Source organism: Kocuria kalidii, assembly GCF_044462225.1.
Classification (GTDB): Bacteria; Actinomycetota; Actinomycetes; order Actinomycetales; family Micrococcaceae; genus Kocuria; species Kocuria kalidii.
Map to the genome: position 1 here is coordinate 1 of NZ_JBISWJ010000029.1, position 14,550 is coordinate 14,550.

Annotated in this window: 15 protein-coding genes; 10 read left to right on the forward strand and 5 right to left on the reverse strand. The window is 74.1% G+C overall.

Annotated features, from left to right (window positions below; all coding sequences use genetic code 11):
* The first annotated feature begins 54 nt into the window (after positions 1-54).
* Positions 55-1,398 (forward strand): 4-aminobutyrate--2-oxoglutarate transaminase, encoded by a 1,344-nt coding sequence (gene gabT / locus ACH9D3_RS04865; protein ID WP_396410064.1) that lies wholly within the window; start codon positions 55-57, stop codon positions 1,396-1,398.
* Between the two features lie 144 nt (positions 1,399-1,542).
* Here gabT and ACH9D3_RS04870 read toward each other — a convergent pair whose 3' ends face one another.
* Entirely contained in the window at positions 1,543-1,965 is a 423-nt protein-coding gene (locus ACH9D3_RS04870; RefSeq protein WP_396410065.1) for a hypothetical protein, read from the reverse strand.
* Between the two features lie 133 nt (positions 1,966-2,098).
* Between ACH9D3_RS04870 and ACH9D3_RS04875 the strand changes: the two genes are divergently transcribed.
* Positions 2,099-3,610: an amidase family protein gene (locus tag ACH9D3_RS04875; RefSeq protein ID WP_396410066.1), complete on the forward strand. Its 1,512-nt coding sequence runs from the start codon at positions 2,099-2,101 to the stop codon at positions 3,608-3,610.
* On the opposite strand, the gene ACH9D3_RS04880 is transcribed toward ACH9D3_RS04875, so the two are convergent.
* Positions 3,601-3,795 carry a hypothetical protein gene (locus ACH9D3_RS04880; RefSeq protein WP_396399583.1) on the reverse strand — a complete coding sequence of 65 codons (195 nt, stop codon included), beginning with the start codon at positions 3,793-3,795 and terminating at the stop codon, positions 3,601-3,603. The two genes, ACH9D3_RS04875 and ACH9D3_RS04880, sit on opposite strands and share 10 nt — an antisense overlap.
* A gap of 178 nt (positions 3,796-3,973) precedes the next feature.
* Between ACH9D3_RS04880 and pgm the strand changes: the two genes are divergently transcribed.
* Positions 3,974-5,608 (forward strand): phosphoglucomutase (alpha-D-glucose-1,6-bisphosphate-dependent), encoded by a 1,635-nt coding sequence (gene pgm, locus ACH9D3_RS04885; RefSeq protein ID WP_396410067.1) that lies wholly within the window; start codon positions 3,974-3,976, stop codon positions 5,606-5,608.
* A gap of 20 nt (positions 5,609-5,628) precedes the next feature.
* Here the strand turns inward: pgm and ACH9D3_RS04890 are convergent, their stop codons facing one another.
* Positions 5,629-6,294: an iron dependent repressor, metal binding and dimerization domain protein gene (locus ACH9D3_RS04890; protein WP_396410068.1), complete on the reverse strand. Its 666-nt coding sequence runs from the start codon at positions 6,292-6,294 to the stop codon at positions 5,629-5,631.
* Between the two features lie 224 nt (positions 6,295-6,518).
* Here ACH9D3_RS04890 and ACH9D3_RS04895 point away from each other — a divergent pair, with 224 nt between their 5' ends.
* From ACH9D3_RS04895 to ACH9D3_RS04915, 5 genes are all read left to right on the forward strand, one after another.
* Positions 6,519-7,052 (forward strand): DUF4242 domain-containing protein, encoded by a 534-nt coding sequence (locus ACH9D3_RS04895; RefSeq protein WP_396399586.1) that lies wholly within the window; start codon positions 6,519-6,521, stop codon positions 7,050-7,052.
* 125 nt (positions 7,053-7,177) lie between these two features.
* Entirely contained in the window at positions 7,178-8,269 is a 1,092-nt protein-coding gene (locus ACH9D3_RS04900) for an acyl-CoA dehydrogenase (protein ID WP_396410069.1), read from the forward strand.
* The gene (locus ACH9D3_RS04905; protein WP_396410070.1) at positions 8,245-9,024 is read left to right on the forward strand and encodes an ATP-binding cassette domain-containing protein; all 780 of its coding nucleotides are present in this window, start codon (positions 8,245-8,247) and stop codon (positions 9,022-9,024) included. Before ACH9D3_RS04900 ends, ACH9D3_RS04905 begins: the two co-directional genes overlap by 25 nt.
* Complete coding sequence (locus ACH9D3_RS04910; RefSeq protein ID WP_396410071.1) at positions 9,021-10,202, forward strand: ABC transporter substrate-binding protein; 1,182 nt, start codon at positions 9,021-9,023, stop codon at positions 10,200-10,202. Before ACH9D3_RS04905 ends, ACH9D3_RS04910 begins: the two co-directional genes overlap by 4 nt.
* Positions 10,199-11,056 (forward strand): ABC transporter permease subunit, encoded by an 858-nt coding sequence (locus ACH9D3_RS04915; RefSeq protein ID WP_396410072.1) that lies wholly within the window; start codon positions 10,199-10,201, stop codon positions 11,054-11,056. The genes ACH9D3_RS04910 and ACH9D3_RS04915 overlap by 4 nt, the downstream gene beginning before the upstream one ends.
* A 3-nt stretch (positions 11,057-11,059) precedes the next feature.
* Here ACH9D3_RS04915 and ACH9D3_RS04920 read toward each other — a convergent pair whose 3' ends face one another.
* Positions 11,060-11,317, reverse strand: a complete 258-nt coding sequence (locus ACH9D3_RS04920; protein WP_396410073.1) for a CDGSH iron-sulfur domain-containing protein — start codon at positions 11,315-11,317, stop codon at positions 11,060-11,062.
* Complete coding sequence (locus ACH9D3_RS04925) at positions 11,314-12,375, reverse strand: iron-containing redox enzyme family protein (RefSeq protein WP_396410074.1); 1,062 nt, start codon at positions 12,373-12,375, stop codon at positions 11,314-11,316. Before ACH9D3_RS04925 ends, ACH9D3_RS04920 begins: the two co-directional genes overlap by 4 nt.
* Before the next feature lie 220 nt (positions 12,376-12,595).
* Here ACH9D3_RS04925 and ACH9D3_RS04930 point away from each other — a divergent pair, with 220 nt between their 5' ends.
* The gene (locus ACH9D3_RS04930; protein WP_396410075.1) at positions 12,596-13,954 is read left to right on the forward strand and encodes a solute carrier family 23 protein; all 1,359 of its coding nucleotides are present in this window, start codon (positions 12,596-12,598) and stop codon (positions 13,952-13,954) included.
* Between the two features lie 157 nt (positions 13,955-14,111).
* Complete coding sequence (locus tag ACH9D3_RS04935) at positions 14,112-14,513, forward strand: hypothetical protein (RefSeq protein ID WP_396410076.1); 402 nt, start codon at positions 14,112-14,114, stop codon at positions 14,511-14,513.
* Positions 14,514-14,550: the final 37 nt, after the last annotated feature.

A 14,550-nucleotide genomic window follows, 5' to 3' on the forward strand; every position in this document is an offset into this window, starting at 1 on the left:
GTTTCCCCGTCCCCGTCCCCTGTTTCCCCGTCCCCACAGAAAGGAGATCTCGCCGTGACCGAGATCCAGTACCGGCTCGAGCAGGTCCGTCGCGTCGACGGAGCCCTCCCGGGCCCGAAGTCCCGCGAGCTGGCCGAGCGGCGCGCCGCGGCCGTCGCCTCCGGAGTCGCCTCGTCCGTGCCCGCCTACGCCGCGGACGTCGACGGCGGCATCGTGCTCGACGTCGACGGCAACCAGCTCGTCGATCTCGGCTCCGGCATCGCCGTGACCACCGTGGGCGCCTCCGCCCCCGCCGTGGTCGCCAAGGTCAAGGAGGCCGTGGAGCACTTCACGCACACCTGCTTCATGGTCACCCCGTACGAGGGCTATGTGGCCGTCGCGGAGAAGCTCGCCGAGATCGCTCCCGGCGACTTCCCGAAGAAGGCGGCGCTGTTCAACTCCGGCTCCGAGGCCGTCGAGAACGCCGTGAAGATCTCCCGTCTGCACACCGGCCGGCAGGCGGTCGTCGTGTTCGACCACGCCTACCACGGCCGCACCAACATGACCCTCGCGATGACCGCCAAGGTGCTGCCCTACAAGCAGGGCTTCGGCCCGTTCGCCGGTGAGGTGTACCGCGTGCCCGTGTCCTACCCGTTCCGCGACCCGGAGGGCATGACCGGCGCCGAGGCCGCCCGCCGGGCGCTGCTCCAGGTGGAGAAGCAGGTCGGCGCCGAGAACGTGGCCGCCGTCGTGATCGAGCCGATCCAGGGCGAGGGCGGGTTCATCGTGCCTGCCGAGGGCTTCCTGCCCGCGCTGTCCGAGTGGTGCACCGACAACGGCGCCGTGTTCGTCGTGGACGAGGTGCAGGCCGGCATCGCACGCACCGGCGAGTGGTTCGCCGTGGACCACGAGGACGTCGTCCCCGACCTGATCACCGTGGCCAAGGGCGTGGCCGGCGGCATGCCGCTGTCCGGCGTGGTCGGCCGCGCCGAGATCATGGACGCCGTCCACGCCGGCGGCCTCGGCGGCACCTACGGCGGCAACCCGGTGGCCTGTGCCGCCGCCCTCGGCGCGCTGCAGACCATCGAGGAGTGGGACCTCATGGCACGCGCCCGCCGGATCGAGGAGATCATCCGCGAGGAACTGGCCCCGGTGGCCGAGGAGACCGGCACCGTGGGCGAGCTCCGCGGCCGTGGGGCCATGATGGCGGTCGAGTTCGTCCGGCGAGGCGGCACGGAGCCCGACGCCGACGCCGCCAGGGCGGTCGCGGCGGAGTGCCTCGCGCAGGGCGTCCTCGTCCTGACCTGCGGGACCTTCGGCAACATCGTGCGCCTGCTGCCCCCGCTCGTCATCGGCGAGGACCTGCTGCGGGACGGTCTGCGGGTGCTGGCGCAGGCCGTCCGCGGCGCGGCGCAGTAGGCACGGCCGGCCTCCTGACCCGAGGGGCCCGGCCGCACGGACGGAGGACTCAGCCCGTGCGGCCGGGTCCCTCTCCCGTCGCGGGCGGCCGGCGCTGCTCCCCCGGCCCGGCGGACCTCGCGCCTCGCCCCCCGGGGGTCGGCGTCAGCGGGAGCAGCGCTCCTGCAGGTCCCGGACCTCCCGGACCACGCCGGCGAGGGAGCGCTCGCCCTGCCGGAAGTCGGCGACGGCCTCACGGACCGAGGTGATCTGCCCGGAGAGCTCGTCCGGGGCGGTGGCGGCGAGCTCGTCGACCTCGAGGAACAGTCCCGCCGGGTCCTCCTGCAGCTGCTGCGGCGCGGTGCGCACGGTCTCGAGCACGCGGGCGCACGCCGCCTGCACGGAGGCGGCCGACGCATCGACGGAGGCGGAGGGACCGCTCGTGGCGGCGGAGGACGGGCCCTCCCGTCCCGCGTCGCCCGCGGAGTCCCGCTCGAGGAGCGAGCACCCGGTGAGGGCCAGGAGCAGGACCGCCGCTGCGCCGGCGGCGCGGGCCGCCACGGGGCGGGGCGTGCGGGATGCCGGCACGGAGGACCTCCTGAAGGTCGCGGTGGTGGGGCGGCGGAGCGCGGGCACGCCCCGATGCCCGTCAGCCTACTAGCCTGGTCCCAGCAGCCCGCGGACCCCGGACCGGAGCCGCACGACCCGGACAGGAGCCGCCGTGACCCCGATCGGAGACCTCAGCGCCGTGCAGCTGCGCGACGCGCTCGCTCGCGGGAAGCTGAGCGCGGTGGAGACCGCCGAGCACTTCCTGGCCAGGATCGAGGAGCGCAATCCTGCGCTCGGCGCGTTCGTCCACGTGGCCGCGGAGTCCGCCCTCGAGCGGGCACGGGTCCTCGACGCGCTGCCCCCCGGATCACCGCGCGGACCGCTGCACGGTGTGCCGCTCGCGGTGAAGGACCTGCACGACGTCGCGGGGATGCCCACCACGCACGGTTCCGCCGCCGTGGCCGGGCAGCACGGCGGGGCGCCGGTGGCGGGAACGGACGACGACCTCGCGGCCGTGCTGGGCGCGTCCGGCGCCGTGCTCCTGGGCAAGACGCAGGTCCCCGAGTTCGGTCTGGACTGCTACTCCGAGAACCTCGTGGCCCCGCCCGCCCGGAACCCGCACGACCCGGCGACCGGGGCCGGCGGCTCCTCGGGCGGCCAGGCCGCGGCCGTGGCGGCGGGCATGCTCCCCGTGGCACCTGGCTCCGACGGCGGGGGCTCCGTGCGCATCCCGGCGGCGGCCTGCGGACTGATCGGGCTCAAGCCCAACCGCGGGCGGGTGCCCACGGCCGACGCGCAGTCGGACGCCGCGCAGCTCGTGGTCCACGGGCCCATCGCCCGCACGGCCGAGGACGCCGCACTGCTGCTGGACGTGCTGTGCGCTCCCGCCCCCGGCCCGGCCCACGGCAACGTGGTGCACCGGGCGGTCCGCGCCGCGCCGCAGGGCTCCTTCCTCGACGGCGTGCGCGCGGCCCGCCGGGGCGACCTCCCCTGGGGCCGGCGGCCGCTGCGGATCGGGGTGAGCACCAGCTCACCGTTCGACGCCGTCCAGGACATCGCGGTCTCGCCCGAGGCGCGGTCCGCCCTCGACGCGGGGGTCGCCCGGCTGCTGGCCGCCGGCCACGAGGTCGGTGAGGCGTCGATCGCCTACGACCCCGAGTACCCCCGGGCCTTCTTCGACGTGTGGACCACGGCGATGGGCACGGCTCCGCTGGACGACGAGCAGGCGGTCCGGCTGACCGGCCTGGCGGGCGCCTTCCGCTCCCGCGCCCTGCGCCGCTCGGCCGTCGAGCTGGCGCGGGCCGTGAGCACCCTGCGGCGGATCGAGCAGGACGTGGTGCGCGCGTACGGGTCCTGGGACATGGTCCTGACCCCGGCGCTCGCCATGACGCCGCGTCCGCTGGGCTGGTACTGGGAGGGATACGGCCTGGAGGACCCCGCGGGCGCGGACCAGGACTACCGGCGGCAGTGCCAGTACACCCCCTGGACCTCGATCGTGAACGTCGTGGGCCTGCCCGCGGTGACCGTCCCGACGCTGTGGACCCGCGCCGGGCGCGCCGCACCCGTCGTGCCCATGGGCGTCCAGCTCATCGGCCGTCCGAGCGCGGAGGCGCAGCTGCTCGCCGTCGTCGCCCAGCTCGAGGACCAGGGCCCGGCCGGCCCCGGCCCGGCCGGTCAGGAGTGACCCAGGGCCACGTCTCCCGCCTCGGGGTCGTCGCCGGGCTCGGAGGCCGCCTCGGGGTCCTCCTCCGGCTCGAAGCCGGTCGCGTTCTCGTCGGTGGTCAGCCCGACGCCCTGCTCGTTGTCCGGGACGGTCCCCTCGGGGCCCTTGCCCGAGTCCTGGGGCGTCTCGTCGTGTGCTTCGCTCATGCCTGCCGGCCTCCTGGCTCGATGTCGTGCGCTCGCTGGTGCCTTCATCCTGTCCGACCGGCCCCGATTCCTCCAGCCCCCGTGCGGAACCCTCTCGCAGAGCGGAATCCACGAAACCTGGCGACGCGATCGTGCGCCGACCTCGGCCCGTCCGCCGCCCGGCGGTAGGTTGGGCGCCATGACCAACCGTGCGGGCACCGTCGCCCAACCCAGTGACCTCGTCGACCTCGGAAAGCTCCTCGACGCCTACGGCGACGTCGTGCCGGATCCGTCGGACCCGGACCAGCGCGTGGCCTTCGGCACGTCGGGGCACCGGGGCTCCTCCCTCAAGGCCTCCTTCAACGAGCAGCACATCGCGGCCATCACCCAGGCCATCGTGGAGTACCGCGCCGGCCAGCGGATCACGGGCCCGCTGTTCATGGGCAAGGACACGCACGCCCTGTCCGGCCCCGCGCAGGACACCGCGCTCGAGGTGCTGGCCGCCAACGACGTGACCGTCCTGCTGGACTCCCGGGACGGCTACGTGCCCACCCCCGCGCTCTCCCACGCGATCCTCACCCACAACACCGGCCGGGCCGAGGGCATGGCCGACGGCATCGTCATCACCCCGTCCCACAACCCCCCCGGAGACGGCGGCTTCAAGTACAACCCGCCCAACGGCGGCCCCGCGGACGCCGACGCCACCGAGTGGATCGCCCAGCGCGCCAACCAGTTCCTCGAGAACGGCATGGCCGGGGTCCGCAGGATGCCCCTGGCACAGGCCCGCGCGGCGGGCACCACCGGCGGCTACGACTTCCTCGAGGAGTACGTGCGCACGCTGCCGGAGGTCGTCGACCTCGACGTGATCCGGGACTCCGGCCTGCACATCGGCGCCGACCCCATGGGCTCGGCCTCGGTCGCCTACTGGGGAGAGATCGCCCAGCGCTTCGGGCTGAACATGACCGTGGTGAACCCGGCCGTGGACCCGCAGTGGGCGTTCATGACCCTCGACTGGGACGAGAAGATCCGGATGGACTGCTCCTCGCCCTCCGCCATGGCCTCGCTCATCGGCAGCCGGGACAAGTACGACATCGCGACCGGCAACGACGCCGACACGGACCGGCACGGCATCGTGACGCCGGACGCGGGCCTGATGAACCCCAACCACTACCTGGCGGTGGCCATCGACTACCTCTTCCGCCACCGCACCGGCTGGTCGCCGGACGCGGGGGTCGGCAAGACCCTGGTGTCCTCCTCGGTCATCGACCGGGTGGCGGCCTCCCTGGGCCGTGAGCTCGTGGAGGTGCCGGTGGGCTTCAAGTGGTTCGTGGCCGGGCTCATGGAGGGCTCGATCGGCTTCGGCGGCGAGGAGTCCGCCGGCGCGTCCTTCCTGCGCCGGGACGGCTCCGTGTGGTCCACCGACAAGGACGGGATCATCCTGGCCCTGCTGGCCTCGGAGATCACGGCCCGCACCGGGAGGACCCCGTCCCAGCGCTACGCCGAGCTGACCCAGGAGTTCGGCTCCCCCGTCTACCAGCGCATCGACGCCCCGGCCAGCCGGGAGCAGAAGGCCGCGCTGAAGAAGCTCTCCCCGTCCCAGGTGGAGGCGGACGAGCTGGCCGGCGAGCAGATCACGGCGAAGCTGACCAACGCCCCCGGCAACGGCGCGGCGATCGGCGGGCTGAAGGTCACCACGAAGAACGCGTGGTTCGCGGCCCGGCCGTCCGGCACGGAGGACGTCTACAAGATCTACGCGGAGTCCTTCCTCGGCGAGGAGCACCTGCAGCAGGTCCAGCAGGAGGCCAAGGCCCTGGTGGACGGCGTCATCTCCTGACGGGCCCGGGGCGCTCCGGGTCAGTCCCGCGGACGGACCCGGACCGCCTCGGCCGCGAGGACGCCGACCTCCACGACGGTCCCGCCCACGTCCACGGACATCCCGCGGGACCGGTGCTCGCCGGGCACGAGCTCCGTCCCGGGCCGGATGCCGGCGCCCTCGAGCCAGCGCAGCACCGCCGGGTCGGCGTCGGAGACGCGTGCCACCACCACGGGGCTGCCGGCCGGGACGTCGGCCAGGAGGACGCCCGTCGCGGGCGGCACGGTGCCGTCGCGCCGCGGGATGGGGTCGCCGTGCGGGTCCCGCTCCGGGTGCCCCAGGAGCACCTCCAGGCGGGCGACGAACTTCTCGCTCACGGCGTGCTCGAGCACCTCGGCCTCGTCGTGCACCTCGTCCCAGGCGTAGCCGAGACGGCTCGTGAGGAACGCCTCGAGGATCCGGTGTCGCCGGACCATCTGGACGGCCACGTCCCGGCCCCGGTCGGTGAGCACGATGCCGCTGCGGCCGGGGCGGCTCAGCAGGCCCTGCGCGGTGAGCTTCGTGACGGCTTCGGACACGGTGGACGGGGACAGGCCCAGCTGCTGGGCCAGACCGGTGGTCGTCACCGCGTCCGAGGACCACTCCTGGGCCAGCCAGACGGTCTTGAGGCAGTCCTGGACGGACCGGTTCAGCTCTTCCGCGCGCACTCCGCCAGGATATCGGCCGGGGGACGGCGGCACCGGGCGCCGGGAAGGTCGACCGGAAAGCCCGCAAAATACATCCGAGCGGCACCAGCACAAAGGATCTGCGGGATAGGAACCCTATATTTCACCATGTGACGATTCCTGGGACCTCGACAGGCCAGGAGCCTAGCCTGGAACCAGTGCCCGAGCGGCTCCCCGGCCGCCCCCTCCCTCCCGGAAGGAAAACCATGTCTCTCCACCTGCTCGAGATCGTCCCCGCCTCCGCCTCGAAGGACGCCGTGACCGGACTCATCGCCACGGTCTCCGAGGCCGTCTCCTCGGCGGACGCCGAGTTCATCGAGTCCCAGGTCACGGCCGACCTCGGACGCGTGTTCGTGATCGTCGAGGCCGAGAACCCCGAGGGCCTCGCCCGGACGGTGAGCTCCGCCGCCGGGGACGCCGCCGCCGAGGTCACCGGCCCCGACGCCGTCCGCCTCGTGGGCGCCGAGCTCGAGGACATCAAGAAGCTCAAGGGCGACGCGCAGTTCCTGGTGGAGTGGGACATCCCCGCCGAGATCACCATGGAGCAGTACCTGGCCCGCAAGAAGGCCAACTCCCCCAAGTACGCCGAGGTCCCCGAGGTCTCCTTCCTGCGCACCTACGTGCGCGAGGACACCGCCAAGTGCCTGTGCTTCTACAACGCCCCCGACGAGGAGTCCGTGGAGCGGGCCCGCCAGGCCGTGGGGACCCCGTTCGACCGGCTGTTCAAGCTGAACGTCTGAGCGACGGCAGCACCCGACGACGGCGGTCCCCACCGGCTGGGGACCGCCGTCGCACGTCCCGCCCCCCGCGGGCCCGGCCGCCGCACGGACGGTCCCGCCCGCACTCCCGGCAGAACGGAAGACCCATGACCCAGTCCACGCGACCCCCGTCCACGGGCGGCGGGCCGGCTCCCGAGAGCCGGGACCTGCTCGCCCCGCTCGTCGACTACCCCGATCACGCCTTCGTCCGCGGCACCGCCGCCGCGCGGGCGCGCGACGTCGACACGGCCGCCGTCTCCCCGCTGGAGACCCTGCGCGAGCTCGGCGAGCGCGGACTGCTGGACCTCGGCCTGTCCGGGTCGCTCGCCCCGCAGGCCGCCGTCGTGTTCGACCTCGCCGCCGAGTGCACCGCGACGGCGTTCTCCCTGTGGGCGCACCGGGCGACCGTCGAGTACCTCGCCGCCACCGGGACGGAGATCTCCCCGGACGTGCGCTCCGGGACGGTGCCGGGGTGCTCGGCGATGGCACCGGCGTTCAAGGACGCGGCCGGCATCGGGGAGATCCCCGTGACCCTCACCGAGGGTCCGTCGGGCCCGGTCCTGGACGGGACCGTCCCGTGGGCCTCGAACCTGTACCCCGAGGGGGTCGTCGTGCTGCCCGCGCTGCGCGAGGACGGGTCGCGCGTGGTGGTCCGCACCCGCGTCTCGGCGCCGGGCGTGACGGTGCGGCTGCTCGAGAACCTGATGGCGCTGAACGCGACGGCCTCGGGCGTCCTCACCCTGGCGGACGTGGCCGTCGACCCCGCGCAGGACGTGCTGAGCGAGGACGTCCCGTCCTTCCTGGCCACCGTCCGGGGCCCGTTCCTGCTGCTGCAGACCGCGTTCTGCCTCGGTCTCTCGGCCGCCGCGCTGAACGCGGCGCACGCGGGCATGCAGGGCGTCGCCGAGGTGTTCCGGGAAGAGCTGGAGGACGCCACGGCCGAGTACCGCCGGCTGCGGGGAGACCTCCTGCGGCTGGCGGAGACGCCCCGGGAGGCCGACCCCCGGGCCCTGTTCTCGCTCCGGCTGGACGCCGCGCTGCTCACCGGGGAGGCCACCCGGATCGAGGGGAAGATCGTGGGCGGGCGCGGCTACGCGATGACCTCCCCGACCGCGCGCCGTGCCCGCGAGGCCGCGTTCCTGCCCGTCCAGTCCCCCACGGAAGGTCACCTGCGGTGGGTGCTGCAGAACCTCGCCTGAGCCGCGCCGCGCCCGCGACCGTCCCCGCCGCGTCCCGTCCCGCGCTCACCGTCCGCGGACTGCGCAAGAACTACCCGGGGGCGGCCGCCCCCGCCCTCGACGGGGTGGATCTGACGCTGCGCAACGGGGAGACCCTCGCCGTGCTGGGGCCCAGCGGATCGGGGAAGTCGACCCTCCTGCGGGCGATCGCCGGACTCGAGCCGCTGGACGGGGGCACCATCGAGTTCGAGAACGCCGACGAGCGCTTCGCCGTCGTCTTCCAGGACCCGGGCCTGTTCCCCTGGCTGTCGGTGCGCGAGAACATCGGCCTGGGCGGTCAGTACCGGCGCAACCGCGACCGGTTCGAGGACGCCCGGGTCGACGACCTGCTCGAGATCCTCGGCCTGGCCGCACTCGCGCACACCCCGGTCCAGGAGCTCTCCGGGGGCCAGGCCCAGCGCGTGTCGGTGGGCCGGGCGCTCGCGGTGCGTCCCGACGTGCTCCTGCTCGACGAACCGTTCAGCGCACTGGACCCGGCGACCCGCAAGGACCTCCAGCTGTGGCTGCGCGGACTGGTGACCGAGCTCGACCTGACGGTCTTCCTCGTGACCCACGACGTCGACGAGGCCCTCACGCTCGGGGATCGGATCGGTTTCTTCGGCGGTCCGCGAGGGTTCACCCAGCAGTGGGTCCCGGCCCAGGACGGCGCGACGGCCGAGCAGATCCTCGCCCACTACCGCGGGACCGGCGACGGCTCCGGGAACTGGGTCATATGAGCACCGGGCGGCCGAGCCGGCGGGTGCTGCTGCGAGCCGGGGCCGGTGCCGCGGCCCTCACGGGGCTCGGCTGGGGCGCGGGGTCCCTCTACGCCGACACCCGGCAGGGCGCCGGGGGCGCGGCGGACCCGTCGCGTCCCGTCCGGATCGGGTACCTCCCGATCACGGACGCCGCCCCGCTGCTGGTCGCCCATGCCAACGGGTACTACGACGACGCCGCCGTCCCGGTGGCCGAACCGGTGCTCTTCCGCAGCTGGGCGTCCCTCTCGGAGGCGTTCGTGGCGGGCCGCGTGGACGCGATCCACATGCTCATGCCCATGGCCCTGTACATGCGCTACGGGCTGCGGGCCGACGTCCGCATCACCGCGTGGAACCACATCAACGGTTCCGCGCTGACGGTCCGCCCGGACGTCGCCGAGGTCGCGGACCTGGCGGGCGAGTCCGTGGCGATACCGGCCTGGTGGTCCATCCACAACGTGGTCGTCCAGAAGCTGCTGCGCGCCGCCGGCCTGACCCCGGTGATGCGCGAGGCGCCGTCCCGGGAGCGCCGCACGGTCGCCCTGCTGCCGATGGCGCCGTCCGACATGCTCCCCGCCCTGAACAACGGGGTGATCGGCGGCTACGTGGTCGCCGACCCGTTCAACGCGGCCGCCGAGGCGAGGGGCGTGGGGCACATCCACCGGTTCCTCGGCGACGTCTGGAACGACCACGCGTGCTGCGTGACCATGCTGCGCGGCGAGCTCATCCGGGACCGCCCCGCCGTGGCCCAGGGATTCATGGACGCCCTCGTCCGGGCGCAGGCGTGGGCCCGGGAGAACCGGCCGGAGACCGCCGCGCTGCTCTCCGACGACTACCTGCCGCAGCCGAAGCCGGTGATCCTGACGGCGCTGACCTACTCCGCCGCGGCCCACCAGGACGCCCTGCACCACCCGGGCTGGGACGGCGAGCGCCTGGACTTCCGCCCGTACCCCTACGAGAGCTTCACCGAGGAGCTGGTGCGGGCCATGCAGGAGACGGTGGTCGACGCGCCGGCGGGCTTCCTGCAGGGACTCGACCCGACCGCCGCGCACCGCGAGCTAGTCGACGACACGCTCGTGACCCGCAGCATCGAGAAGGTCGGGGGCCTCGGGGTCTTCGGCCTGACCGGCACGACCCGCACCGAGGAGATCGACCCATGAGCACTCCGCACCGGACCGGGGAGGCCACCACGGCGCCCCCCACCGACCTCGACGGCCCCGTCCCGGCACGGGCGCCCCGGCGGCCGGCCGCGCGTCCCGGCCCGAGCTGGGCCGGCCCGGCGTGGGCCGTCTTCGGCGTGCTGACGACCGTGGCCGTGTGGTGGGCGTTCACCCATGCGGCGGCCGGCGCCAGCACGATGATCGCGGCGTTCCAGCCCGAGCGCATGCCGGGCGCCGTGGCCTCACTGTTCGAGCGGGGGGTGGTGGTCCAGGACGCGCTCACCAGTCTGTGGCGCCTGCTGTGCGGGCTGGCCGTCGCCACGGGCCTCGGCGTGCCGCTGGGGCTGCTGATCGGCTCCTACCGCCGCTTCCGGTGGACCAGCGCCCCGGTGGTGCAGTTCCTGCGCATGGTCTCCCCGCTGTCCTGGGCCCCGGTGGCGGTGGCGCTGCTGGGGGTGGGCAACGCCCCGGTGATCTTCCTCGTGGCCGCCGCGGCCGTGTGGCCGATCACCATGAACACGGCCGCGGGCGTCAAGGCGCTGGACCCGCTGCACCTGCGGGTCGCCGAGACGCTCGGGGCCACCCCGGTCGAGCGCCTGCGCACCGTGGTGCTCCCCAGCATCAGACCGTTCGTCATGACCGGCGTGCGGCTGGCCCTGGGGATCTCCTGGGTGGTCATCGTCCCCGCCGAGATGCTCGGGGTGAGCAGCGGCCTGGGCTACGAGATCCTCAACGCCCGCGACCGGCTCGCCTACGACGAGATGCTCGTGGTGATCATCGTCATCGGCCTCCTGGGCATGGCGCTGGACCAGCTCGCCCAGTGGCTGCTGCGCGAGCCCGGCCCACGCCGCTGAGGCTCAGCGGGCCCGGAAGCGGGCCCGCTTGTGCGAGCCGTCGCAGAACGGCTTGATGGACGAGGCCCCGCAGCGGCACAGCGCCACGGTCGCCCGTCCCGGGTCGATGGGACGGTCGTCGCCGTCGAGCAGCTCGTAGCCGCCCCGCACGAGCAGCGGGCCGTCGGGGCACACGGTGATCGTCACCGGCTCGGCGGGACCGGGAGCCGCGGACGGGTCCCGGACCGGCTCGAGGTCCCCGGCCGGGTGCTCCGGGCTCACCGGACGAGCTCCGCCGCGCCGTGCTGGACCGGGTCCGCCGCGGCGGGGCGCAGGGCGGACTCCCCCGCCTCCCACCGTCCGAGCGCCTGCCCGGCGGCGAGCGCGTCCAGGTGCAGCACGCAGCGCGCGCCGAAGAAGACGTCCGCCGCGACGGCCGGGTCCTCGACCACGAGGCCACCGGCCATGTCCCGGGCGGCGATCTGCTCGTGGGCGGCGTCGGCCTCCACGTGCTCGTCGTAGAACGCGGCCGCGGCGGGCAGCCCCAGGCGGCGGAAGCCGCGCGCCAGGAACCTGGAGGGCACGGAGGACGTCATCTCGTACATCGCGAGATGCCCCACCACCGCGCCGCGCAGCCGGCGGTGCAGACCGAACATCGTGACCGTGTTGACGCCGGCGAGCCACTCGGCGGGCACCCGGTCCACGGCCCTGCCGTAGGAGTCGTCGAGGCCGGCCTCGCGCATCCCGGCCGCGAACAGGGCCGAGTGCATGCGGGCGGCGCTGCCGCCCCCGTACTCGTCGACCTGGATCTCGATCAGGCCGGCCTTCGCCCGGCCGCTCAGCCGCGGGATCCCCCAGGTGTGCGGGTCCCCCTCCATGAGCTGGTAGACGGACTTCAGCTGCAGGAACTCCCGTGCCTGCGCCGCGTCCGCCCGGCCGGAGAGGTGGCGCGCCAGGCTGGGGCCGTCGTCGTCGGCCGCCATCGCGAACAGGGCGTCCGCGACCGACTGCGGGGTGCCCGGCACGGTGTCGGCGGGCACCTCCGCGCGCAGCTGGGCCTCGAGCGCCGCGGAGAGGATCTCGCGGGTCCGCAGGAGCTCGGGGTCGCTCTCCCACCGGTCGTCGACCCCTTCGACGCCCTGGTAGGACAGGGCGTGCAGGACGAACAGCCCGAGCTGGACGTCGTCGTCCGCGAGGACGTCGTCGGTTCCCGACACGGCGGCACGGGCCGCCTCCGGAAGCGCCTCGGCCCGGGTCGTCGCCCCGGGGGTGCCGGGCACCTCGCGAAGCACCGCGAGAAGATCCTCGCAGAGCGGTCCTCGGGGCTGTGGCTGGCGCATGTGTCGACTCCTGTCCGGGCGGTGGGGGTGATCGCCCACCATTCTAGTTTCCGTCACCGTACTGATCATATGGAGGCCCACCGACACATCCACGGGGCGGGAGGCGGTGGCCCCGTCCGCCCACCGGGGCACCGGGAGCACCGGGAGCACCGGGAGCACCGAGTACAGTGGTGGGGGCCCGGNCGGATCCGGGCCCCCACCCCGCCGTCGAGGAGACCGCATGAGTTCCCCCGTGCCCGGACCCAGCACCGCCACCCGCCTCGGCCTCGGCTGGCGCCTCCACGGCGACGGCCGCACCGTCACCGCCGGGGAGGTCGTCAGGCCGCGAGAGCGCCTCACCTGGCCCCGCACCGTCGCGATCGGCGCGCAGCACGTGGTGGCCATGTTCGGCGCCACGTTCCTGGTGCCGCTGATCACGGGCTTCCCGCCGTCCACCACGCTGTTCTTCTCCGGCGTGGGGACGATCCTGTTCCTGGTCGTCACGGCCGGTCGGGTGCCGTCCTACCTCGGCTCCTCCTTCGCGTTCATCGCCCCCATCACGGCGTCGATGAACCAGTACGGCCCCGGCGGGGCGCTGGGCGGCGTCCTGATGGCGGGCGCGGCGCTCTTCCTCATCGGCCTGGTGGTGCAGTTCGCAGGCACCGCCTGGCTGCAGAAGCTGATGCCGCCCCTGGTCACGGGCACCATCGTGGCGCTCATCGGCTTCAACCTGGCCCCCTCCGCCAAGCAGAACTTCATGGAGGCTCCCGTCACCGCGCTGGTGACGCTGGCGTCCATCGTCCTCATCTCGGTGCTCTTCCGCGGCCTGCCCGGTCGGCTGTCGATCCTGCTCGGGGTGCTGATCGGCTACCTGACCGCGGTGCTCCGGGGGGAGGTGGACTTCTCCGTGCTCGGCGCCGTGTGGCAGGAGCAGGGGCTCTTCGGGCTGCCGCCGTTCCAGACGCCCGAGTTCCACCTGCCCCTGATGGGCCTGTTCGTCCCCGTCGTCCTCCTGCTCGTGGCCGAGAACATCGGTCACGTGAAGTCGGTGGCGCTCATGACCGGCGACGACCTCGACCCCTACATCGGGCGCGCGATCATGTCCGACGGGATCGCCACCGTGGTCGCCGGCTCGGGCGGCGGCTCCGGCACCACGACCTACGCCGAGAACATCGGTGTCATGGCGGCCACGCGCGTCTATTCGACGGCGGCCTACTGGGTCGCCGCCGTCGTCGCGATCCTGCTGAGCGTGTTCCCGGTCTTCGGGGCCGCCGTGGCCACGGTCCCCGCCGGGGTCCTGGGCGGGGCCGCCACGGTGCTGTACGGGATGATCGGGATGCTCGGCGTGCGGATCTGGGTGCAGAACCGCGTGGACTTCTCGAACCCGGTCAACCTCACCACCGCCGCGGTGGCCATGATCGTCGGCATCGCCGACTACACGTGGGAGGCCTCCGGGCTGCAGTTCGCGGGCATCGCCCTCGGCACCGCCGCGACGCTCGTCGTCTACCACCTCATGGCGTTCCTGGCCCGCGTGCGCGGCACGGTGGGCAGCGACCCGCTCGCCCCGGACACCACCCGGCAGCCCTCTCCCCTGGGCTGAGCCGCGCGGGGCGCGGCGCCCCTCCGTACCCGACGGTAGAGGAAATGTGCCGGTCGGCGGCCGGATTTCCGGGTGACCCACGTCTCCCGTGCCCTAGCGTGGAGTGCGGGAGGGTCGAGCAGCCGGCCACGCACGACGCGCTGCAGGGAGAGAAGTCATGCACCACAAACCGTCCGTCCTCGTCCGGGTCGACCTCGACGGCAGGCACGTCCGGCTCGTGGTCACCGGGTGCGTCACGGAGCTCAACCACCGGGCCCTGTGCCCCCTCGTCCGCCGCGCCCGGACCCTCGTGCCGGGCATCGCCGTGGTCGTGGACCTGGCCGCCGCGCAGCACGTGGAGCCGGCCGCCGTGGAGCTGCTGCGCTGGGCCGCGGACCACGAGGACCACGTGCGCGGCACGCCCGCCGTCGAGTTCCTGCTGCCCCCCGAGTTCCCCGGCCACGGCACCGTCACCCAGCTCGCCGCGTGGGCGGGAGCCCGCCGCGGCGGCGGGACCCCGGAGTCCGCCCGCCGGCCGGGGCGGCCCCGGGCCGCCCCGAGACCGCGTCTCGCGGGCTGAACCGGCGCGCACCGGCCCCCACCATCGCGGGCGCCCG

What these genes read in the sequence shown, in the direction of transcription:
- ACH9D3_RS04880 (WP_396399583.1), bottom strand. Translation starts at nt 3,795, where the DNA reads ATGAGCGAAGCACACGACGAGACGCCCCAGGACTCGGGCAAGGGCCCC.
- pgm (WP_396410067.1), top strand. Translation starts at nt 3,974, where the DNA reads ATGACCAACCGTGCGGGCACCGTCGCCCAACCCAGTGACCTCGTCGAC.
- ACH9D3_RS04895 (WP_396399586.1), top strand. Translation starts at nt 6,519, where the DNA reads ATGTCTCTCCACCTGCTCGAGATCGTCCCCGCCTCCGCCTCGAAGGAC.
- ACH9D3_RS04900 (WP_396410069.1), top strand. Translation starts at nt 7,178, where the DNA reads ATGACCCAGTCCACGCGACCCCCGTCCACGGGCGGCGGGCCGGCTCCC.
- ACH9D3_RS04910 (WP_396410071.1), top strand. Translation starts at nt 9,021, where the DNA reads ATGAGCACCGGGCGGCCGAGCCGGCGGGTGCTGCTGCGAGCCGGGGCC.
- ACH9D3_RS04915 (WP_396410072.1), top strand. Translation starts at nt 10,199, where the DNA reads ATGAGCACTCCGCACCGGACCGGGGAGGCCACCACGGCGCCCCCCACC.
- ACH9D3_RS04925 (WP_396410074.1), bottom strand. Translation starts at nt 12,375, where the DNA reads ATGCGCCAGCCACAGCCCCGAGGACCGCTCTGCGAGGATCTTCTCGCG.
- ACH9D3_RS04930 (WP_396410075.1), top strand. Translation starts at nt 12,596, where the DNA reads ATGAGTTCCCCCGTGCCCGGACCCAGCACCGCCACCCGCCTCGGCCTC.
- ACH9D3_RS04935 (WP_396410076.1), top strand. Translation starts at nt 14,112, where the DNA reads ATGCACCACAAACCGTCCGTCCTCGTCCGGGTCGACCTCGACGGCAGG.